General features: G+C 61.5%; 18 protein-coding genes. 16 read left to right on the top strand and 2 right to left on the bottom strand.

All coding sequences use genetic code 11. The features are described from left to right. Positions 1–64 precede the first annotated feature (64 nt). Positions 65–1,138: a 23S rRNA (cytidine(2498)-2'-O)-methyltransferase RlmM gene (rlmM, locus tag HKK54_RS18630; protein WP_169387429.1), complete on the bottom strand. Its 1,074-nt coding sequence runs from the start codon at positions 1,136–1,138 to the stop codon at positions 65–67. Positions 1,139–1,329: 191 nt separating this feature from the next. Here rlmM and acnA point away from each other — a divergent pair, with 191 nt between their 5' ends. The 3 genes from acnA to HKK54_RS18615 all read left to right on the top strand — a co-directional run bounded on the left by acnA (position 1,330) and on the right by HKK54_RS18615 (position 6,623). Continuing rightward, a complete protein-coding gene (gene acnA / locus HKK54_RS18625) occupies positions 1,330–4,071 on the top strand; it encodes an aconitate hydratase AcnA (RefSeq protein ID WP_010176371.1) in 2,742 nt (913 codons plus the stop codon). Positions 4,072–4,181: 110 nt separating this feature from the next. Continuing rightward, entirely contained in the window at positions 4,182–4,973 is a 792-nt protein-coding gene (locus HKK54_RS18620; RefSeq protein WP_010176372.1) for a CPBP family intramembrane glutamic endopeptidase, read from the top strand. 84 nt (positions 4,974–5,057) lie between these two features. Further along, complete coding sequence (locus HKK54_RS18615; protein WP_008437582.1) at positions 5,058–6,623, top strand: methyl-accepting chemotaxis protein; 1,566 nt, start codon at positions 5,058–5,060, stop codon at positions 6,621–6,623. Positions 6,624–6,728: 105 nt separating this feature from the next. Here HKK54_RS18615 and HKK54_RS18610 read toward each other — a convergent pair whose 3' ends face one another. Further along, on the bottom strand, positions 6,729–7,424 hold the full coding sequence (locus HKK54_RS18610; protein WP_169387428.1) for an alpha/beta family hydrolase: 696 nt from the start codon (positions 7,422–7,424) through the stop codon (positions 6,729–6,731). A gap of 79 nt (positions 7,425–7,503) precedes the next feature. Here HKK54_RS18610 and ccoN (HKK54_RS18605) point away from each other — a divergent pair, with 79 nt between their 5' ends. The 13 genes from ccoN (HKK54_RS18605) (at position 7,504) to HKK54_RS18545 (ending at position 19,989) form a co-directional block, all read left to right on the top strand. Next, positions 7,504–8,928: a cytochrome-c oxidase, cbb3-type subunit I gene (gene ccoN / locus HKK54_RS18605; protein WP_010176374.1), complete on the top strand. Its 1,425-nt coding sequence runs from the start codon at positions 7,504–7,506 to the stop codon at positions 8,926–8,928. Positions 8,929–8,938: 10 nt separating this feature from the next. Then, positions 8,939–9,547: a cytochrome-c oxidase, cbb3-type subunit II gene (ccoO, locus tag HKK54_RS18600; protein ID WP_169387427.1), complete on the top strand. Its 609-nt coding sequence runs from the start codon at positions 8,939–8,941 to the stop codon at positions 9,545–9,547. A 3-nt stretch (positions 9,548–9,550) separates the two neighbouring features. After that, positions 9,551–9,757, top strand: a complete 207-nt coding sequence (locus tag HKK54_RS18595) for a cbb3-type cytochrome oxidase subunit 3 (protein WP_010176376.1) — start codon at positions 9,551–9,553, stop codon at positions 9,755–9,757. Next, a complete protein-coding gene (gene ccoP / locus HKK54_RS18590; protein ID WP_169387426.1) occupies positions 9,754–10,701 on the top strand; it encodes a cytochrome-c oxidase, cbb3-type subunit III in 948 nt (315 codons plus the stop codon). Before HKK54_RS18595 ends, ccoP (HKK54_RS18590) begins: the two co-directional genes overlap by 4 nt. Before the next feature lie 473 nt (positions 10,702–11,174). Next, positions 11,175–12,617, top strand: a complete 1,443-nt coding sequence (gene ccoN, locus HKK54_RS18585; protein WP_003219015.1) for a cytochrome-c oxidase, cbb3-type subunit I — start codon at positions 11,175–11,177, stop codon at positions 12,615–12,617. Then, the gene (gene ccoO / locus HKK54_RS18580; RefSeq protein ID WP_003193167.1) at positions 12,617–13,225 is read left to right on the top strand and encodes a cytochrome-c oxidase, cbb3-type subunit II; all 609 of its coding nucleotides are present in this window, start codon (positions 12,617–12,619) and stop codon (positions 13,223–13,225) included. Before ccoN (HKK54_RS18585) ends, ccoO (HKK54_RS18580) begins: the two co-directional genes overlap by 1 nt. 5 nt (positions 13,226–13,230) lie before the next feature. After that, complete coding sequence (locus HKK54_RS18575) at positions 13,231–13,416, top strand: CcoQ/FixQ family Cbb3-type cytochrome c oxidase assembly chaperone (RefSeq protein ID WP_008437575.1); 186 nt, start codon at positions 13,231–13,233, stop codon at positions 13,414–13,416. After that, positions 13,413–14,390 carry a cytochrome-c oxidase, cbb3-type subunit III gene (gene ccoP / locus HKK54_RS18570; protein ID WP_010176378.1) on the top strand — a complete coding sequence of 326 codons (978 nt, stop codon included), beginning with the start codon at positions 13,413–13,415 and terminating at the stop codon, positions 14,388–14,390. Before HKK54_RS18575 ends, ccoP (HKK54_RS18570) begins: the two co-directional genes overlap by 4 nt. 171 nt (positions 14,391–14,561) lie before the next feature. Next, positions 14,562–14,816, top strand: a complete 255-nt coding sequence (locus HKK54_RS18565; protein WP_010176379.1) for a type II toxin-antitoxin system Phd/YefM family antitoxin — start codon at positions 14,562–14,564, stop codon at positions 14,814–14,816. Then, positions 14,816–15,226: a type II toxin-antitoxin system VapC family toxin gene (locus HKK54_RS18560; protein WP_029616137.1), complete on the top strand. Its 411-nt coding sequence runs from the start codon at positions 14,816–14,818 to the stop codon at positions 15,224–15,226. The genes HKK54_RS18565 and HKK54_RS18560 overlap by 1 nt, the downstream gene beginning before the upstream one ends. A 207-nt stretch (positions 15,227–15,433) precedes the next feature. Next, positions 15,434–16,849 (top strand): cytochrome c oxidase accessory protein CcoG, encoded by a 1,416-nt coding sequence (ccoG, locus tag HKK54_RS18555; RefSeq protein WP_169387425.1) that lies wholly within the window; start codon positions 15,434–15,436, stop codon positions 16,847–16,849. Between the two features lie 14 nt (positions 16,850–16,863). Further along, on the top strand, positions 16,864–17,403 hold the full coding sequence (locus HKK54_RS18550) for a FixH family protein (protein WP_010176382.1): 540 nt from the start codon (positions 16,864–16,866) through the stop codon (positions 17,401–17,403). A 135-nt stretch (positions 17,404–17,538) separates the two neighbouring features. Continuing rightward, positions 17,539–19,989: a heavy metal translocating P-type ATPase gene (locus HKK54_RS18545; protein WP_169387424.1), complete on the top strand. Its 2,451-nt coding sequence runs from the start codon at positions 17,539–17,541 to the stop codon at positions 19,987–19,989. The last annotated feature ends 11 nt before the right edge of the window (positions 19,990–20,000 follow it).

Raw genomic sequence — 20,000 nt, 5'->3', positions numbered from 1 at the left:
GCGCCAGGTAGTCAGCGGCGCCCTCAAGGTTTTCGCGAGCGAGCTCGCTCCTACAGGAGGCGGTTTACCGGGCCTTTGGCTTCTTCACATCCAGCCGACGCAAATGGCAAGTCACTTCTTCACGGTCGTGGTACAGCTGCTTGCAACCGATCTCCACCCGAATGCCCCGCTCCTTGAAGCCTTCCGCGATCCGGTCGAGCAAGCGCCTGACTTCCGCATAGCGCTGCTTCATTGGCAACTTCAGGTTGACCACCGCCTCGCGGCAATGTCCCTCGCCAATCCAGGTTTCCAGCAAGGCCGCGTTGCGCGCCGGTTTCTCGACGATGTCGCAGACCATCCAGTCCACCGGCTGCCTGGGCGTGTAGACGAAGCCATCGGCCATCAAGTGCTGCACCAGGCCGGTGTCCATCAGGCTCTCGGCCATCGGGCCGTTGTCGATGGCGGTCACCAGCATGCCGCGGTTGACCAGTTGCCAGGTCCAGCCGCCCGGCGCTGCACCGAGGTCGACGCCGGTCATGTCGCTGTGCAGGCGCTCGTCCCACTGATCACGGGGGATAAAGTGGTGCCAGGCCTCTTCCAGCTTCAAGGTCGAGCGGCTTGGCGCGTCCCGGGGGAATTTCAGGCGGGGAATGCCCATCGGCCACATCGCCGAGTTGTTCGACTCGGCCAGGCCCATGAACACTTCGCGACCGCTCTTGAAGGTCAGCAACAGGCGCGGCTTGGCGGCGTCTTCCACCAGCTTGCCGGCAGCCATCAGCGCCTTGCGCAGGTGCCCTTCGAATTTCTTGCAGAAGTTCGACAGTTCCTTGCCATCGTTGGTGTCGACCATTTCCAGCCACAGGCTGCCACACACCGGGAAATCCCGCAGGTGCGCCAGGATGACGCTGATGCGGTCGGTTTCCGGCAAATCGATGAACACCCCACGCGCCCACTGCCTTGGAAAGATCAGCTCGGCAAAGCGTTGGCCGCGCATCAGGCGCTGGGCGCCGTCTTCTTCGGTGCACACAAATTCGGCGCAGGCGCTGCCGGTCTTGGCCTTGGCGTAGCCCGCAACGTTCAGGCGCGCGGCGTGTTCCGCGATCTCGGAACAGACTTCGCCTTCAAAACCCGGGCGGCAGTGCATAAAAAGGGTGTTCATCAACTCTCCTGGATCACGGGCTTGCTATAGCGCAATGCCTGTCATGAAAACGCGCGCATGATAGCCGAGTTCGGAACCTTGGACTTATTGATAGAGTCCAGTAATTAGCCAGCTACTTAAAACAGGGCTAATTTGTAAGCTCTGTTCGTCCCGTCAGGTCCGTAGCCGTGCGGACCATAAGGAGTCATGTAATGTCATCCCTTGATAGCCTGAGAACCCTTAAAACCCTACAGATCGACGACAAGACCTATCACTACTTCAGCTTGCCCGAAGCCGCCAAGAGCCTGGGTGATCTGGACAAGCTGCCAATGTCCCTCAAGGTGCTGCTGGAAAACCTGCTGCGCTGGGAAGACGAAAAAACCGTCACCGGCGCCGACCTCAAGGCCATTGCCGCCTGGCTCAAGGAGCGCCGCTCCGACCGCGAGATCCAATACCGCCCGGCCCGGGTGCTGATGCAAGACTTTACCGGCGTTCCCGCCGTGGTCGACCTCGCCGCCATGCGCGCCGCGGTGGCCAAGGCCGGCGGTGACCCACAGCGCATCAACCCGCTGTCACCGGTAGACCTGGTGATCGACCACTCAGTGATGGTCGACAAGTTCGCCACCACCGGCGCCTTCCAGGAAAACGTCGACATCGAAATGCAGCGCAACGGCGAACGCTACGCCTTCCTGCGCTGGGGCCAGAGCGCCTTCGACAACTTCAGCGTGGTACCGCCAGGCACCGGCATCTGCCACCAGGTCAACCTGGAATACCTCGGCCGCACCGTGTGGACCAAGGATGAAGACGGCCGCACCTACGCCTTCCCCGACACCCTGGTAGGCACCGACTCCCACACCACCATGATCAACGGCCTCGGCGTATTGGGCTGGGGCGTGGGCGGGATTGAAGCGGAAGCCGCGATGCTCGGCCAGCCGGTATCGATGCTGATCCCGGAAGTGATCGGCTTCAAGCTCACCGGCAAGCTGAAAGAAGGCATCACCGCCACCGACCTGGTGCTGACCGTCACCCAGATGCTGCGTAAAAAAGGCGTGGTCGGCAAATTCGTCGAATTCTATGGCGATGGCCTGGCTGACCTGCCCCTGGCCGACCGTGCCACTATCGCCAACATGGCCCCGGAATACGGCGCCACCTGCGGCTTCTTCCCGGTCGATGAGGTGACCCTGGACTACCTGCGCCTGTCGGGCCGTCCTGCAGAAACCGTCAAACTGGTAGAGGCGTACACCAAAGCCCAGGGCCTGTGGCGCAACGCTGGCCAGGAACCGATCTTCACCGACAGCCTGGCCCTGGACATGGGCAGCGTCGAAGCCAGCCTGGCCGGGCCTAAACGCCCGCAGGACCGCGTCTCTCTGCCGAACGTCGGGCAGGCCTTCAGCGACTTCCTCGACCTGCAATTCAAACCGACCAACAAAGAAGAAGGCCGCCTGGAAAGTGAAGGCGGTGGTGGTGTGGCCGTCGGCAATGCCGACCTGATCGGTGAAGCCGATTACGACTTCGAAGGCCAGACCTATCGCCTGAAAAACGGCGCGGTGGTGATCGCGGCGATCACCTCCTGCACCAACACCTCCAACCCGAGCGTGATGATGGCCGCCGGCCTGGTGGCGAAAAAGGCCGTGGAGAAAGGACTGAAGAGCAAGCCATGGGTGAAAACCTCCCTGGCGCCCGGCTCGAAAGTGGTCACCGATTACTATAAAGCGGCGGGCTTGACCCAGTACCTCGACAAGCTGGGCTTCGACCTGGTGGGTTATGGCTGCACCACCTGCATCGGCAACTCCGGGCCGCTGCCCGAGCCGATCGAGAAAGCCATCCAGAAAGCCGACCTGGCCGTGGCCTCGGTACTCTCGGGCAACCGTAACTTCGAAGGCCGGGTGCACCCACTGGTGAAAACCAACTGGCTGGCCTCCCCGCCCCTCGTCGTGGCCTACGCCCTGGCTGGCACCGTGCGCATGGACATCAGCAGCGAACCTTTGGGCACCGGCTCCGACGGAAAACCGGTGTACCTGCGGGACATCTGGCCCAGCAGCAAGGAAATTGCCGACGCCGTCGCGCAAGTCAGCACCCAGATGTTCCACAAGGAATACGCCGAGGTGTTTGCCGGCGACGAACAGTGGCAAGCCATTGAAGTGCCACAGGCCGCTACCTACGTCTGGCAAAAGGATTCCACCTACATCCAGCACCCACCGTTCTTCGATGACATTGGCGGGCCACTGCCGGTGATCGAGGACGTCAAGGGCGCCAACGTGCTGGCACTGCTGGGAGACTCGGTGACCACCGACCACATCTCCCCCGCCGGTAACATCAAGACCGACAGCCCGGCCGGCAAATACCTGCGCGAGCAAGGGGTCGAACCGCGGGACTTCAACTCCTACGGCTCACGTCGCGGTAACCATGAAGTGATGATGCGCGGCACCTTCGCCAACATCCGCATCCGCAACGAAATGCTCGGCGGGGAAGAAGGTGGCAACACGATCTACATCCCTACCGGCGAGAAAATGCCGATCTACGACGCCGCCATGAAGTACCAGGCGTCGGGCACCCCGCTGGTGGTGATCGCCGGCCAGGAATACGGCACCGGCTCAAGCCGCGACTGGGCCGCCAAGGGCACCAACCTGCTGGGCGTCAAGGCGGTGATCGCCGAGAGCTTCGAGCGGATTCACCGCTCCAACCTGGTGGGCATGGGCGTGTTGCCACTGCAGTTCAAGCTGGACCAGAACCGCAAGGCCCTCAAGCTGACCGGCAAGGAGAAAATCGACATCCTGGGGCTGACCCATGCCGAGATCGAACCGCGCATGAACCTGACACTGGTGATCACCCGGGAAGATGGCAGCAGCGAGAAAGTCGAGGTGCTGTGCCGCATCGACACCCTGAATGAAGTCGAGTACTTCAAGGCCGGCGGGATCCTGCACTACGTGTTGCGGCAATTGATTGCCTCGTAACTGACACGCGCGACACAAAACACCGCCTACAAAGGCGGTGTTTTCATTTTTGCGGCGCAAGACGGTCGTTATACTGCCGGCCTCAGATTTGATAGTCACAAGGATTTCCCATGCTCGCGATGCCATGGCTGTACCTGGCGCTTCTTTCCATCGGCTATGTACTTGCCTTGAGCTTCGGGCAACTGGGTTTAATGGCGGGGTTGTCCGTCGCCATGTTGCTGTTGGCCGGGTTTGCCGTGCGCCAACAGCGAAACCCTTGGGTGCGATATTTGGGCCACGGTTTGTTTATCGTGCTCGCGTTGGGGTTGGCAATGCACTGGTTGCCGGGTTTTTACAACGGACGCGGGATCGCGCCGCAGCGCTTTACTGATGATGCCGTGCCGTTCTCGATGTATTTGAACCAGGACAAGCCGCTGATCGGCTTCTGGCTGCTGCTGGCGTGCCCGTGGATTGTGGCGCGGCGCTCCCTGCGCCTGTCGATCTATGCGACGGCGATGGCATTGACCCTTACTGCGATTGCCGCACTGGGTGGCGCTGCGTTGTTGGGCGTCATCAGTTGGGCGCCAAAATGGCCGGAACAGGCGTGGCTCTGGGTGCTGAACAACCTGCTGCTGGTGACTCTGGTGGAGGAAGCGCTGTTTCGCGGCTATATCCAGGGCGGCCTGAGCCGGCGATTCAAGCAATTGCCCTATGGTGAAAACCTCGCGCTGCTGCTGGCAGCACTGCTATTCGGCCTGGTGCACCTGGGCGCGGGCTGGCAGTGGACGCTGTTGGCGACCATCGCCGGCCTGGGCTACGGCCTGGCGTATCGCTTTGGCGGGTTAGGCGCGGCGATCGTTACGCACTTCGGGCTTAACCTGCTGCATTTCGGGTTGTTTACCTATCCGATGCTGGCGGGCTGAGGCTGAGTCGATTGTTGCAAAAATAAGTTAAATAAAACCCCGCGACGGTCGACAACCTGTCAAAGCCTTGCGGATTGAACAATCATGCGTAATAACCAACCCGTTACCCAGCGCGAACGTACCTTCCCCGCTCAGCAACGGTTGATCTCCACCACGGATGCCAAAGGCGTGATCACCTACTGCAACGACGCTTTCGTCGAGATCAGTGGGTTTTCCCATGACGAACTGCTGCGTGCCCCGCACAACCTGGTTCGTCATCCGGATGTTCCGGCGGCAGTGTTCGCACACATGTGGTCCACGCTCAAACAAGGCTTGCCATGGATGGGCATCGTCAAGAACCGCTGCAAGAGCGGTGATCACTATTGGGTCAACGCCTATGTGACACCGGTCTTCGACGGCAACCAGGTGATCGGCTACGAGTCGGTGCGGGTCAAGCCCACCGCCGAGCAGATCCGCCGTGCCGAAGCGCTTTACCAGCGCATCAACCAGGGCAAGCCAGCCATTCCGCGCCGCGACAAGTGGCTGCCGGTGTTGCAGGACTGGCTGCCGTTTATCCTGGTCAGCCAGTTGAGCTTTCTGATTGGCGTCTGGCTCAATTCCCACTGGGGGTTTGCCCTGGCCGCCGCGCTCTCGGTGCCGCTCGGCCTGCTGGGCCTCAGCTGGCAACAGCGCGGGCTCAAGCGTTTGCTGCGCCTGGCCGAGCAGACCACATCCGACCCGTTGATCGCACAGATGTACACCGACAGCCGCGGCGCCCAGGCGCGCCTGGAGATGTCGATCCTCAGCCAGGAAGCGCGCCTGAAGACGTGTCTGACGCGCTTGCAGGACACCGCCGAGCACCTCAACGACCAGGCGGCACAGTCCAACACCCTGGCGCACAACAGCTCCAGCGGTCTTGAGCGCCAGCGGGTGGAGACTGAACAGGTAGCCACGGCCGTCAACCAGATGGCCGCGACGACTCAGGAAGTTGCCAGCCATGTGCAACGCACCGCCGATGCCACTCAGGAAGCCAATCGCCTGACCGGGCGTGGCCGTGATATCGCCGGTGAAACCCGCGAGGCGATTCAGCGCCTGTCGGTTGCCGTCGGCGAAACCGGCGTGACCGTGACCCAACTGGCCAAGGACAGCGACGAGATCGGCGGCGTGGTGGATGTGATCAAGGGCATCGCCGACCAGACCAACCTGCTGGCACTGAACGCGGCCATCGAAGCGGCCCGTGCCGGTGAGATGGGCCGGGGCTTTGCGGTGGTGGCAGACGAAGTGCGTCAATTGGCCCAGCGCACCAGCGAGTCCACCGGGCAGATTCATGCGCTGATCGCCAAGTTGCAGCAGACTGCCAGCGCCGCCGTGCAGACCATGGACGCCGGGCATCGCCAGGCAGAGGAAGGTGTCGCGCGGGTGATGGAAGCGGATCAGGCGCTGATCGGGATCAGCGAAGCAGTGGCGCACATCACCGACATGACGGCGCAGATTGCTGCAGCGACTGAAGAGCAGAGCTCGGTGGCTGAGGAGATCAGCCGCAACATCAGCACCATTGCGCTGCTGGCGGACCAGACATCGGAACAGGCCCTGAACTCGGCACAGTTGAGTGAAGAGCTGACGCATACGGCGAATACCCAGTATTCGCTGGTAGAGCGCTTCAACCGGTAATTGATTCAATTGTGGCGAGGGAGCTCGCTCCCGCTGGGCTGCGTAGCGGCCCCAAAACAGGAGCGCTGCGCACTCCAGCGGGAGCAAGCTCCCTCGCCACAGGTTTCACTCAAGATCCGCGAGAAACCCGGCCACCTTCACCGCCGCAGCCTCCAGATGCTGCTCATGACTAAACCCCGACGCCTTCAACGGCTTCAAATCATGATCCCCCGCCACCAGCCACATCACCTCGATGCCCGGCGACAACACATACCCCTCCACCGCCGCCCGATTGCCCAGTGCATCCCGCTCGCCCTGCACAATCAACGTCGGCGTCTTCAGCCCGGCCAGATGCTCGGTCCGTGGCTTCTCCGGCTTGCCCACCGCATAGAACGGATAACCCAGGCACACCAGCGCATCTGCGCCCAATTCATCCGCCAATAGACTGGCCATCCGCCCGCCCATCGACTTGCCGCCAACCGCCAGTTTCCCAGCGACATGACGTCGCACCTCGGCATACACCTCGCGCCAGCATTCCAGCAATTTCGGGGCCGGATTGGGCGGACGTTTGCCGCCGTCCACACGACGCTGGGCCATGTAGGGAAACTCGAAGCGCAACACGTTCACGCCATGCCCGGCAAGGCGTGCAGCCATGTCATTCATAAAGCCCGAGTCCATCGGCGCACCTGCACCGTGGGCCAGGATCAGCGTCACCGGCGCGCGCGCGATAGACCCTGTCGCGGCATTCCACAACCAGCCGCGTTCCCGCACACACTGCGCCCATTGATCCCCGTCAATACTGGCCTTGTGCTCTTTGCCCATGCTTGCCTCGCTTTTTAGTCTGCCTATAACTCCAGCCCAAGTGCCGCATTTGCTTGGGTTGAACCGTGGATGGGGAACCATGAACACTACTTTAAGTACCGCCTATAACTACAAGGTGGTCCGCCAATTCGCCATTATGACGGTGGTGTGGGGCATCGTCGGCATGGGGCTCGGGGTTTTTCTCGCCGCCCAGTTGGTATGGCCCGAACTCAACTTCAATTTGCCCTGGACCAGTTTCGGCCGCTTGCGCCCGCTGCACACCAACGCGGTGATCTTCGCCTTCGGCGGTTGCGCGCTGTTTGCCAGTTCCTTCTACTCGGTGCAACGCACCTGCCAAACGCAACTGTTTGCGCCAAAGATCGCCCAGTTCTGCTTCTGGGGCTGGCAGTTGGTCATTGTGCTGGCCGCGATCACTTTGCCGCTGGGCTACACCAGCTCCAAGGAATACGCCGAGCTGGAATGGCCGATCGACATCCTGATCACCATCGTCTGGGTGGCCTACGCCATCGTGTTCTTCGGCACGGTGATGAAGCGCAACACCAAGCACATCTACGTCGGTAACTGGTTCTTCGGTGCGTTCATCATCACTGTGGCCATCCTGCATATCGTCAACAACCTGGAAATCCCGGTCAGCCTGACCAAGTCCTACTCGCTGTACGGCGGTGCGACGGATGCCATGGTGCAGTGGTGGTACGGGCATAACGCGGTAGGCTTTTTCCTCACTGCGGGCTTCCTGGGGATGATGTACTACTTCGTGCCAAAACAGGCCGAGCGTCCGGTGTATTCCTATCGCCTGTCCATCGTGCACTTCTGGGCACTGATCACCCTGTACATCTGGGCAGGCCCGCACCACTTGCACTACACCGCGCTGCCGGACTGGGCACAGTCCCTGGGCATGGTGATGTCCCTGGTGCTGCTGGCACCGAGCTGGGGCGGGATGATCAACGGCATGATGACGCTCTCGGGCGCCTGGCATAAGTTGCGCAGCGACCCGATCCTGCGCTTCCTGGTGGTGTCCCTGGCGTTCTACGGCATGTCGACGTTTGAAGGGCCGATGATGGCCATCAAGACGGTCAACGCCCTCTCCCACTACACCGACTGGACCATCGGCCACGTACACGCCGGCGCCCTCGGCTGGGTGGCGATGATTTCCATCGGTGCGCTGTATCACATGATCCCGAAAATCTTCGGTCGCGAGCAGATGTACAGCCTCGGCCTGATCAACGCGCACTTCTGGCTGGCCACCATCGGCACCGTGCTCTACATCGCCTCGATGTGGGTCAACGGCATCGCCCAGGGCCTGATGTGGCGTGCGGTCAACGAAGACGGCACCTTGACCTACTCCTTCGTCGAAACCCTGGTGGCCAGCCACCCGGGCTTCATCGTGCGACTGGTAGGCGGCGCGATCTTCCTCAGCGGCATGTTCCTGATGGCTTACAACACTTGGCGCACCGTGCGTTCGGCACAGCCTGCCGAAGTCGCCAACGCCGCGCAGATGGCCTGAGGAGTCGATGATGAAACACGAAACCATTGAAAAGAACGTCGGCCTGCTGATGCTGCTGATGGTGCTCGCCGTGAGCATCGGCGGCCTGACCCAGATCGTGCCGCTGTTCTTCCAGGACGTGACCAACAAGCCGGTGGAAGGCATGAAGCCCTACACCGCGCTTCAACTGGAAGGCCGTGACATCTACATCCGCGAAGGCTGCGTGCAGTGCCACTCCCAGATGATCCGCCCGTTCCGCGCCGAGACCGAGCGCTACGGCCACTACTCGGTCGCCGGTGAAAGCGTGTGGGATCACCCGTTCCTGTGGGGCTCCAAGCGCACCGGGCCGGACCTGGCCCGCGTCGGCGCGCGCTACTCGGACGACTGGCACCGCGCGCACTTGTACAACCCGCGCAACGTAGTACCGGAATCGAAGATGCCGGCCTACCCATGGATGGTCACCGCCCCGGTCGACAGCAGCCACACCGAGACCAAGCTCAAAGTGATGCGCACCCTGGGCGTGCCGTACACCGACGACGACATCGCCGGCGCCGTGGCCACCCTCAAGGGCAAGACCGAGATGGACGCGCTGGTTTCCTACCTGCAAGTGCTCGGCACTGCCATCAAGAGCAAGAGGTGAGCCATGGGATTTGAATTCGATGCTGGAACCATCCGCGGCCTCGGCACGCTGGTCGTGGCCATCGCCTTCATCGGCCTGTCGCTGTGGGTATTCAATGCCCGGCGCAATTCGGAGTTCGCCGAGGCGTGCCTGCTGCCGTTTGCCGATGAACCGCTACCGCCAACCCCCGACGCTCAAGAAGAGCCTGCAACAAGGAGCAACCGGCCATGACTACCTTCTGGAGTACATGGATCTGTGTACTGACCCTCGGCAGCCTGATCGGCCTGACCTGGCTGTTGATCGGCACCCGCAAGGGCGAGACCAAGGGCAGCGTGGACCAGACCATGGGCCACGCCTTCGACGGGATCGAGGAGTACGACAACCCGCTGCCGCAATGGTGGTTCATGCTGTTCGCCGGCACCCTGGTGTTTGCCGTCGGCTACCTGATCCTCTACCCGGGCCTGGGCAACTGGAAAGGCGTGTTGCCGGGCTATGAAGACGGCTGGACCCAGACCAAGGAATGGGACAAGGAAATGGCCAAGGCCGACGCCAAATTCGGGCCGATCTTCGCCAAATTTGCAGCAATGCCCGTGGAGGAAGTCGCCAAGGACCCGCAAGCGCTGAAAATGGGCGGCCGCCTGTTTGCCTCCAACTGCGCGGTGTGCCACGGCTCGGACGCCAAGGGCGCCTACGGCTTCCCGAACCTGGCAGACAACATCTGGCGCTGGGGCGGTTCGGCGGATGCAATCAAGATGACCATCCTGAATGGCCGTCATGCCGCGATGCCGGCCTGGGGTGAAGTACTGGGTGAAGACGGTGTGAAAAACGTCGCCGCCTATGTGCGCCACGAATTGGCGGGCCTGCCGTTGCCAGCCGACAGCACGGCGGATGTCGCCGCAGGCCAGGTCGCGTTCAGCACCACTTGCGTGGCGTGCCACGGCCCGCAAGGCCATGGCGTGGAAGCCATGGGTGCACCGAACCTGACGCAGCCAAGCGGCTTTATCTACGGCACCAGCCTGGCACAGTTGCAGCAAACCATTCGCCACGGCCGCCAAGGCCAGATGCCTGCGCAGGAAGTGCTGCAAGGCAATGACAAGGTGCACCTGCTGGCCGCCTACGTTTACAGCCTGTCCCACAATGCCGATGGCGCAACGCCTGACAGCCAACCCGAGTAATCCAGCAATACCCAAACGCCGCGCCTGATTCAGGTGCGGCTTTTTTGCGACCCATTGTCGCACCCTTCCGATCGCTGACTTTCCCCTCCTGCCATTCGGGTCTACGCTTGTTTGCACAGTGGACCGGCATTGGCCGGTCGATGGCCGACTTGCACTCGATGGGTTGAAACATTTCTGCTCGATGACAGGCGCAAAGGCTGGTACTTACCGGCTGTCGTGCCACTGACCATTCGTCACCCGGGCCGCTTGTTTACACACACCTAGTTACAAGTACCTTCGACCCCTCTAAAATCCTGTCCAAGTCGTCAGCTTTTAACCCTGAATTTTGTCCTTACGCCAAACATGGAAAGGGCGCAGAATCTGGTTTGGAACGCATTGACGCAGGTCACCTTGCGTTGCAATGGAATCTTGCTTTCTCCATACTTGCGACCGATTTTTACCCTATAAAAAAACCTAAACCGTGGAACCTTAGAATGAGCACAGCAATCAGTCCGACTGCTTATAACTATAAGGTAGTCCGCCAGTTCGCCATCATGACGGTGGTCTGGGGGATCCTTGGCATGGGGCTCGGCGTTTTCATTGCCTCGCAACTGGTTTGGCCAGAGTTGAATTTTGGCCTGCCATGGACGACGTTTGGACGCCTGCGCCCGTTGCACACCAACCTGGTGATTTTCGCCTTCGGCGGATGTGCACTGTTTGCCACTTCTTACTACGTCGTGCAGCGAACCTGCCAAACGCGACTGATTTCCGATGCATTGGCTGCCTTTACCTTCTGGGGCTGGCAAGCGGTCATCGTTGGCGCGATCGTCACCCTGCCGCTGGGCTACACCACCACCAAGGAATACGCCGAGCTGGAATGGCCGATCGCCATTTTGCTGGCCATCGTCTGGGTGACCTACGCAGTGGTGTTCTTCGGCACCATCGTCAAGCGCAAGACCAAGCATATCTACGTCGGCAACTGGTTCTACGGGGCGTTCATCCTGGTGACGGCGATGCTGCACATCGTCAACCACGCGTCCTTGCCGGTGAGCTTCTTCAAGTCCTACTCGGCCTACGCCGGGGCGACCGACGCGATGATCCAGTGGTGGTACGGCCACAACGCCGTAGGCTTCTTCCTCACCACCGGCTTCCTGGGGATGATGTACTACTTCGTGCCGAAACAGGCCGAGCGTCCGATCTACTCCTATCGCCTGTCCATCGTGCACTTCTGGGCACTGATCACCCTGTACATCTGGGCCGGTCCGCACCACTTGCACTACACCGCACTGCCGGACTGGGCCCAGTCCCTGGGCATGGCGATGTCGATCATCCTGCTGGCCCCGAGCTGGGGCGGCATGATCAACGGTATGATGACCCTGTCGGGCGCCTGGCATAAGTTGCGCACCGACCCGATCCTGCGGTTCCTCGTGGTCTCCCTGGCGTTCTACGGCATGTCGACCTTCGAAGGCCCGATGATGGCCATCAAGACCGTCAACTCGCTGTCCCACTACACCGACTGGACCATCGGCCACGTACACGCCGGCGCTCTCGGCTGGGTAGCGATGATCTCCATCGGCGCGCTGTACCACATGATCCCGAAACTGTTCGGCCGTGCGCAGATGCACAGCGTCAGCCTGATCAACACGCACTTCTGGCTGGCCACCATCGGTACCGTGCTCTACATCGCCTCGATGTGGGTCAACGGCATCACCCAGGGCCTGATGTGGCGTGCAATCAACGATGACGGCACCCTCACCTACTCCTTCGTCGAAGGGCTGCAAGCCAGCCATCCGGGTTACATCGTGCGCGCCCTGGGCGGTGCGATCTTTGCCAGCGGCATGCTGTTCATGGCCTACAACGTGTGGCGCACCGTGCGTGCCTCCGACCCTGTAGAAGCCGAAGCCGCTACCAAGATCGCCGTTGTGGGAGCTCACTGATGAAGCATGAAGTAGTCGAGAAGAATATCGGCCTGCTGGCCTTCTTCATGGTCATCGCCGTGAGTATCGGCGGCCTGACCCAGATCGTTCCGCTGTTTTTCCAGGACGTGACCAACAAGCCGGTGGAAGGCATGAAGCCGCGCACCGCCCTTGAACTGGAAGGCCGCGACGTCTACATCGCCAACGGTTGTGTCGGCTGCCACTCGCAGATGATCCGTCCGTTCCGCGCCGAAACCGAACGCTACGGCCACTACTCGGTGGCCGGTGAAAGCGTGTGGGACCACCCGTTCCTGTGGGGTTCCAAGCGTACCGGCCCGGACCTGGCCCGTGTCGGCGGTCGTTACTCCGATGACTGGCAGCGTGCGCACTTGTACAACCCGCGCAACGTGGTGCCCGAGTCGAAAATGCCAGCGTACCCGTTCCTGGTCGAAAACAAACTCGACGGCAAGGACACCGCCAAGAAGATGGAAGTCTTGCGCACCCTGGGCGTGCCTTACACCGACGAAGACATCGCCGGCGCGGCCGCGGCCGTGAAGGGCAAGACCGAAATGGACGCACTGGTGGCCTACTTGCAAGGCCTTGGCACCATCATCAAAAGCAAACGGTGATCTGGATGGATATCGGGATGATTCGAGGCCTGGGCACCGTTGTCGTGATGGTGGCCTTTATCGGCCTGGCCTTGTGGGTGTTCAGCCCCAAGCGCAAGTCGGAGTTTGAAGACGCGACGTTGCTGCCCTTCGCGGATGATCCCGAAGCCATCAAGCACGTCGTAGAAGCGTCTAGGAGTAACAAAGAATGACTACGTTCTGGAGTCTGTACGTCACAGTCCTCAGTCTGGGTACCATTTTCGCCCTGACCTGGCTGCTGCTGTCGACCCGCAAGGGCCAGCGCGCCGAGCAAACCGATGAAACCGTTGGCCACTCGTTCGACGGCATCGAGGAGTACGACAACCCGCTGCCCAAATGGTGGTTCATGCTGTTCGTCGGCACCATCATCTTCGCCCTCGGCTACCTGGCGCTGTACCCCGGCCTGGGCAACTGGAAAGGCCTGCTGCCGGGCTACGCCTACCTCGACAACGACAAGCAAACCCCGTTTGCCAACGGCCAGACCGGCTGGACCGGCGTGCACGAATGGGAAAAGGAAATGGCCAAGTCGGACGCCCGGTTCGGGCCGATCTTCGCCAAATTCGCAGCCATGCCGATTGAAGAAGTGGCCAAGGACCCGCAAGCCTTGAAGATGGGCGGCCGTTTGTTCGCCTCCAACTGCTCGGTGTGCCACGGTTCCGACGCCAAGGGCGCCTACGGTTTCCCCAACCTGACCGACGCCGACTGGCGCTGGGGCGGTGAGCCGGCGACCATCAAGGAAACCATCATGAAAGGCCGCCACGCGGTGATGCCGGCCTGGGCCGAAGTCATTGGCGAGCAAGGCGTGGCCGACGTGGCCGGGTTTGTGGTGACCAACCTCGACGGGCGCAAACTGCCGGAAGGTGCCAAGGCGGACGTGGCCAATGGCGAGAAACTGTTCGCCGCCAACTGCGTGGCCTGCCACGGTCCGCAGGGCAAGGGTACGCCAGCGATGGGCGCACCTGACCTGACGCATCCGGGCGCGTTCATCTACGGTTCGAGCTTCGCGCAACTGCAGCAGACCATCCGTTATGGCCGCCAGGGCCAGATGCCTGCGCAGGAGCAGTTGCAGGGGAATGACAAGGTGCACTTGCTGGCGGCGTATGTTTACAGCCTGTCCCATGGGGATAAGGCGGCTGAAGCCGAGTAAGGCAGAAAGGCAATAAAAAACGGCCCCGCCAGTGAAGATTGGCGGGGCCGTTTTTGATTTCAATCCAAAAAATCCGGCGCTACCTAGCAACGTATCTACATTTGAGGTTGATCAAGAAAAACCTCAGTAGTAACGTATCTACATTCGCACCCCATGAGGAGGCTAGCCCCCATGACCATCACCACCATCTCCAGCCGTGAATTCAATCAAGACACAAGCGGTGCCAAAAAAGCCGCCCGCCAGGGCCCGGTTTTTATCACTGATCGGGGCAAGCCTGCCCATGTACTGCTAAGCATTGAGGACTACCAAAAACTGACAGGCCTCAATGCCGACATCGTTGACCTGTTGGTGATGCCAGAAGCGGCCGATATCGAGTTCGAAACCGAACGCGCCGTGATCATTCATCGACCCGTGGACTTCTCTTGATGTATCTACTCGACACCAATGTGATTTCTGAACTGCGCAAACCCCAGGCCGATGCAAACGTGGTCGCCTGGGCCAAAAGTGTCATCGCACCACGGATGTATATTTCAGCCATTACCTTGAAGGAACTGGAAACAGGGGTCCTGCGAATGGAGCGGCGTGATCCCGCTCAGGGGAAGGTTTTGCGCACATGGCTCAAGCGCCAGGTAATGCCGGCGTTTGATGCCCGGATCCTGCCAATTGATGCAGCAGTTGCCCTGCGCTGTGCCAGCTTGCATGTGCCAGACCAAGCAAACGAATGTGACTCGCTGATCGCTGCGACCGCGCTGGTTCATGGGCTGACAGTGGTTACCCGCAACATCAGTGACTTTCAATCCAGCGGTGTCGCGTTGATCAATCCATGGGACGAATGACCGGTAAGGCTGCAAAAACCGTCCATACTTCACAAGTCAATTGATCCAGATCACGTACACCATCAAATGATTTCCCCCAACGCGACCAAAGGTCGCACCCGTTGAAGGGGATCAGGGGCGTATCATTACGCCACTGCAACACCCCTATTTTGACCCCGGTTGGCACGTACTGGCCGAGGCAAATCTCCACCGCCGTGGGATGCAATGATGAGCAACCAAATACCGGTACAGAACGTTACCCCGCCTGCCAAAAACTCGAACAACACCGTCGATCTCTACGCGTCCCGGGAGAAAATCTACACCCGCGCCTTCACCGGTTTGTTTCGCAATTTGCGGATGCTCGGTGGCGCCGGTCTGTTCCTCCTGTACTTCGGTACCGTGTGGCTGAATTGGGGTGGCCATCAGGCCGTTTGGTGGAACCTGCCAGAACGCAAGTTCTTCATTTTTGGCGCGACCTTCTGGCCCCAGGATTTCATCCTGCTGTCGGGCATCCTGATCGTGGCGGCGTTTGGCCTGTTCTTCATCACGGTGTACGCCGGCCGTGTCTGGTGCGGTTACACCTGCCCGCAAAGCGTGTGGACCTGGATTTTCATGTGGTGCGAAAAGGTCACCGAAGGCGACCGCAACCAACGCATCAAGCTGGACAAGGCGCCGATGAGCGCCAACAAGTTCCTGCGCAAGTTCAGCAAACACAGCCTGTGGCTGATCATCGGTTTTGTCACCGGCATGACCTTCGTCGGCTACTTCTCGCCGATCCGTGAACTGGTGTTCGATTTCTTCACCGGCCAGGCCGATGGCTGGTCGTATTTCTGGGTCGGTTTCTTCACCCTCGCCACCTACGGCAACGCCGGCTGGCTGCGGGAGCAAGTGTGTATCTACATGTGCCCGTATGCGCGCTTCCAAAGCGTGATGTTCGACAAGGACACCCTGATTGTTTCCTACGATCCGCGCCGTGGCGAAGCCCGTGGCCCGCGCAAAAAAGGCATCGACTACAAGGCCGAAGGCCTGGGGGATTGCATCGATTGCACGATGTGCGTGCAGGTGTGCCCCACCGGTATCGACATCCGTGACGGCCTGCAAATCGAATGCATCGGCTGCGCCGCCTGCATCGACGCCTGCGACAACATCATGGACAAGATGGAATATCCTCGCGGCCTGATCAGCTACACCACCGAGCACAACCTCTCGGGGCAGAAAACCCATAAGCTGCGCCCGCGCCTGATCGGTTACGCCCTGGTACTGCTGGCGATGATCAGTCTGTTGGTGGCCGCGTTTTTCATGCGTTCGCTGGTGGGTTTCGATGTCAGCAAGGACCGCGTGCTGTACCGCGAAAACGCCGAAGGCCGGATCGAAAACGTCTACAGCCTGAAGATCATGAACAAGGACCAGCGCGACCACACCTACGTGCTCGACGCCGCTGGCCTGCCAGACCTCAAGCTGCAAGGCCGGCGCGAGATCAAGGTGGCTGCCGGGGAAATCTTCAGCATGCCGGTGGAGCTGTCGAGCGCACCCGAGCAACTGCCGTCGAGCACCAACGAGGTGAAATTCATCCTCAGGGACGCTGATGACCAAAGCGTTCACATTGAAGCCAAGAGCCGATTCATCGGCCCACAAGTTCGTTAATAGAGAGCACAACAATGCCCGCAGCTACTGCCGCAAGCCCCTGGTACAAGCACCTCTGGCCCTGGATCATCATTGGGATCCTGGCGTGCTCGGTAACGTTGACCTTGTCCATGGTGACCATCGCGGTGAACAACCCCGACAACCTGGTCAACGACAACTACTACGAGGCCGGCAAAGGCATCAATCGCTCCCTGGACCGCGAGTTGCTGGCCCAGACCCTGCAACTGCGCGCCAAGGTGCATCTGGACGAACTGACCGGCGAGGTCGAGTTGCACCTCACCGGCAACAGCGGGCCCGGCACCCTGGAACTCAACCTGATTTCACCGACCCAGCCGGAGAAGGACCGCAAGATCATCCTGACCCGCAGCGACAGCGAACCCGGCCGCTACATTGGCCAGGTGACCGATAAGGTCGAAGGCCGCCGCTTCGTCGAATTGCTCGGCGTGGAAGGCGACCGGACCTGGCGCATGTTTGAAGAAGAACAGGTCAGCCATGACAAGGACTTGCTGCTGGGCGACGAGCCGCTGCAGGGTGCTGAAGACCTGAAAAAATAGCACCGTACCTGTTCGATCGTTCCCACGCTCTGCGTGGGAATGCAGCCCGTGACGCTCCGCGTCACAAGAGCGGACGCGGAGCGTCCAGCGAGGCGTTCCCACGCAGAGCGTGGGAACGATCATCGGAACTGAGCCATGACCACCCCAACCCCTTGCTACCACTGCGCACTGCCCGTTCCCCTCGGCAGCCGGTTCATTGCCGTGATCCTCGGCGAGCCCCGCGAACTGTGCTGCCCGGGCTGCCAGGCGGTGGCCGAGGCGATTGTCGCCGGTGGCCTGGAAAGCTACTACCAGCACCGCAGCGAAGCCTCGGCCAACCCCGAGGCGCTGCCGGTGCAACTGGTGGACGAGCTGGCGCTGTATGACCGTGCGGATGTGCAAAAACCCTTCGTACGCCACGACGGCGATCTGTCGGAAGCTACCTTGTTGATGGAAGGCATCAGCTGCGCCGCCTGTGGCTGGCTGATCGAAAAACACCTGCGCAGCCTGCCCGCCGTGGCCGAAGCGCGACTGAACCTGTCCAACCATCGCCTGCACGTGCGCTGGGCCGACGGGCAATTGCCGCTGAGCCAACTGCTCGGCGAGTTGCGCCACATCGGCTACGCCGCCCACCCGTACCAAGCCGACCGCGCAGCCGAACAGCTGGCCAGCGAAAACCGCCTGGCCTTGCGCCAATTGGGCGTGGCCGGGCTGCTGTGGTTCCAGGCGATGATGGCGACGATGGCCACGTGGCCGGAATTCAATATCGACCTGAGCCCGGAGCTGCATGTGATCCTGCGCTGGGTCGCGATGTTTCTCACCACACCGATCGTGTTCTACAGCTGCGCGCCGTTCTTCAAGGGCGCGATGCGCGACCTGCGTACCCGCCACCTGACCATGGATGTTTCGGTGTCCCTGGCCATTGGTGGTGCCTACCTGGCCGGAATCTGGACCGCCATCACCGGCACCGGAGAACTGTATTTCGATGCGGTCGGCATGTTTGCCCTGTTCCTGCTCGCCGGGCGTTACCTGGAGCGCCGCGCCCGGGAACGCACGGCGGCGGCCACCGCACAGTTGGTCAACGTGCTGCCGGCCTCGTGCCTGCGCATGAGTGCCGATGGCCAGAGTGAACGCATCCTGCTCAGCGAGCTCGCCTTGGGTGATCGGGTTCTGGTACACCCGGGCGCGGTATTGCCGGCAGACGGCATAATCCTCGACGGCCAGTCGAGCATCGACGAATCCCTGCTGACCGGCGAGTACCTGCCGCAACCACGACAGGTCGGCGATGCAGTCACCGCCGGCACGCTCAATGTGGAAGGCGCGCTGACCGTCGAAGTCCGCGCGTTGGGCCACGACACGCGCCTGTCGGCCATCGTGCGCCTGCTGGAACGGGCCCAGGCGGAAAAACCCCGGCTGGCGGAAATCGCCGACCGCGCCGCTCAATGGTTCCTGCTGTGCTCGTTGATCGCGGCCGCAGTCATCGGGCTGGCGTGGTGGGAGCTGGATTCATCGCGAGCCTTCTGGATTGTCCTGGCGATGCTGGTTGCAACCTGCCCTTGCGCCCTGTCCCTGGCCACGCCCACCGCCCTGACGGCGGCCACCGGCACCCTGCACAAACTCGGCTTGCTGCTGACCCGGGGCCACGTGTTGGAAGGCCTGAACCAGATCGACACGGTGATCTTCGACAAGACCGGCACTCTCACCGAAGGCCGCCTGGCTTTGCGCGCGATTCGTCCGCTGGGCGTGCTGGGCAGCGACGAATGCCTGAGCCTTGCCGCCGCGCTGGAACAACGTTCCGAACACCCGATCGCCCGCGCATTCGGCCGTGCCCCCCTGGCGGCAGATGAAGTGCTCAGCACACCGGGCCTGGGCCTGGAAGGGCGCGTCGGCGAACGCCAGCTGCGCATTGGCCAGCCGGGTTTTGTCTGTGAACTGAGTGGTTGTGCCCTCCCCGACTCGCCAAAGGACGCCGGCCAATGGCTGCTGCTGGGCGACACCCAAGGTGCCCTGGCCTGGTTTGTCCTGGACGACCGCCTGCGCAGTGACGCGCCCGCCTTGCTCGCGGCCTGCAAAGCCCGGGGCTGGCGCACGTTGCTGCTGTCGGGCGACAGCTCGCCGATGGTCGCCAGTGTCGCTGCGGAACTGGGCATCGATGAAGCCCACGGCGGCCTGCGCCCCGACGACAAGCTGCACATGCTGCAACAACTGCACAAGGAAGGTCGCAAGGTGCTGATGCTCGGCGATGGCGTCAACGACGTGCCGGTGCTGGCCGCTGCCGATATCAGCGTGGCCATGGGCTCGGCCACCGACCTGGCCAAGACCAGCGCCGACGCGGTGCTGCTGTCGAACCGCCTCGACGCCCTGGTACAAGCCTTTACCCTGGCCCGGCGCACCCGTCGGGTAATCATTGAAAACCTGCTGTGGGCCGGGCTGTACAATGGCCTGATGTTGCCGTTTGCCGCCCTCGGCTGGGTCACCCCGATCTGGGCGGCGATCGGCATGTCCCTCAGTTCGTTGACCGTGGTGCTCAACGCCCTGCGCCTGACTCGCATGCCGAGCACGCCAGCCGCGAGCCCCGCCCCCGTAACCCGTCCGCTGCCGGCTTGAGCCGCGCGGGC

It is taken from the genome of Pseudomonas sp. ADAK13 (assembly GCF_012935715.1).
Lineage (GTDB): Bacteria > Pseudomonadota > Gammaproteobacteria > Pseudomonadales > Pseudomonadaceae > Aquipseudomonas.
Note: the sequence above shows the minus strand (reverse complement) of the source record. Positions and strands in the feature narration are given on the sequence as shown.

Bases quoted from the DNA above. Each gene is read 5' to 3' on its own strand.
- ccoP (WP_169387426.1), top strand. From the start codon at position 9,754: ATGACTACCTTCTGGAGTACATGGATCTGTGTACTGACCCTCGGCAGC.
- ccoN (WP_003219015.1), top strand. From the start codon at position 11,175: ATGAGCACAGCAATCAGTCCGACTGCTTATAACTATAAGGTAGTCCGC.
- acnA (WP_010176371.1), top strand. From the start codon at position 1,330: ATGTCATCCCTTGATAGCCTGAGAACCCTTAAAACCCTACAGATCGAC.
- rlmM (WP_169387429.1), bottom strand. From the start codon at position 1,138: ATGAACACCCTTTTTATGCACTGCCGCCCGGGTTTTGAAGGCGAAGTC.
- HKK54_RS18545 (WP_169387424.1), top strand. From the start codon at position 17,539: ATGACCACCCCAACCCCTTGCTACCACTGCGCACTGCCCGTTCCCCTC.
- ccoO (WP_169387427.1), top strand. From the start codon at position 8,939: ATGAAACACGAAACCATTGAAAAGAACGTCGGCCTGCTGATGCTGCTG.
- ccoG (WP_169387425.1), top strand. From the start codon at position 15,434: ATGAGCAACCAAATACCGGTACAGAACGTTACCCCGCCTGCCAAAAAC.
- HKK54_RS18575 (WP_008437575.1), top strand. From the start codon at position 13,231: ATGGATATCGGGATGATTCGAGGCCTGGGCACCGTTGTCGTGATGGTG.
- HKK54_RS18560 (WP_029616137.1), top strand. From the start codon at position 14,816: ATGTATCTACTCGACACCAATGTGATTTCTGAACTGCGCAAACCCCAG.
- HKK54_RS18615 (WP_008437582.1), top strand. From the start codon at position 5,058: ATGCGTAATAACCAACCCGTTACCCAGCGCGAACGTACCTTCCCCGCT.
- HKK54_RS18595 (WP_010176376.1), top strand. From the start codon at position 9,551: ATGGGATTTGAATTCGATGCTGGAACCATCCGCGGCCTCGGCACGCTG.
- ccoO (WP_003193167.1), top strand. From the start codon at position 12,617: ATGAAGCATGAAGTAGTCGAGAAGAATATCGGCCTGCTGGCCTTCTTC.
- HKK54_RS18565 (WP_010176379.1), top strand. From the start codon at position 14,562: ATGACCATCACCACCATCTCCAGCCGTGAATTCAATCAAGACACAAGC.
- ccoP (WP_010176378.1), top strand. From the start codon at position 13,413: ATGACTACGTTCTGGAGTCTGTACGTCACAGTCCTCAGTCTGGGTACC.
- HKK54_RS18550 (WP_010176382.1), top strand. From the start codon at position 16,864: ATGCCCGCAGCTACTGCCGCAAGCCCCTGGTACAAGCACCTCTGGCCC.
- HKK54_RS18620 (WP_010176372.1), top strand. From the start codon at position 4,182: ATGCTCGCGATGCCATGGCTGTACCTGGCGCTTCTTTCCATCGGCTAT.
- ccoN (WP_010176374.1), top strand. From the start codon at position 7,504: ATGAACACTACTTTAAGTACCGCCTATAACTACAAGGTGGTCCGCCAA.
- HKK54_RS18610 (WP_169387428.1), bottom strand. From the start codon at position 7,424: ATGGGCAAAGAGCACAAGGCCAGTATTGACGGGGATCAATGGGCGCAG.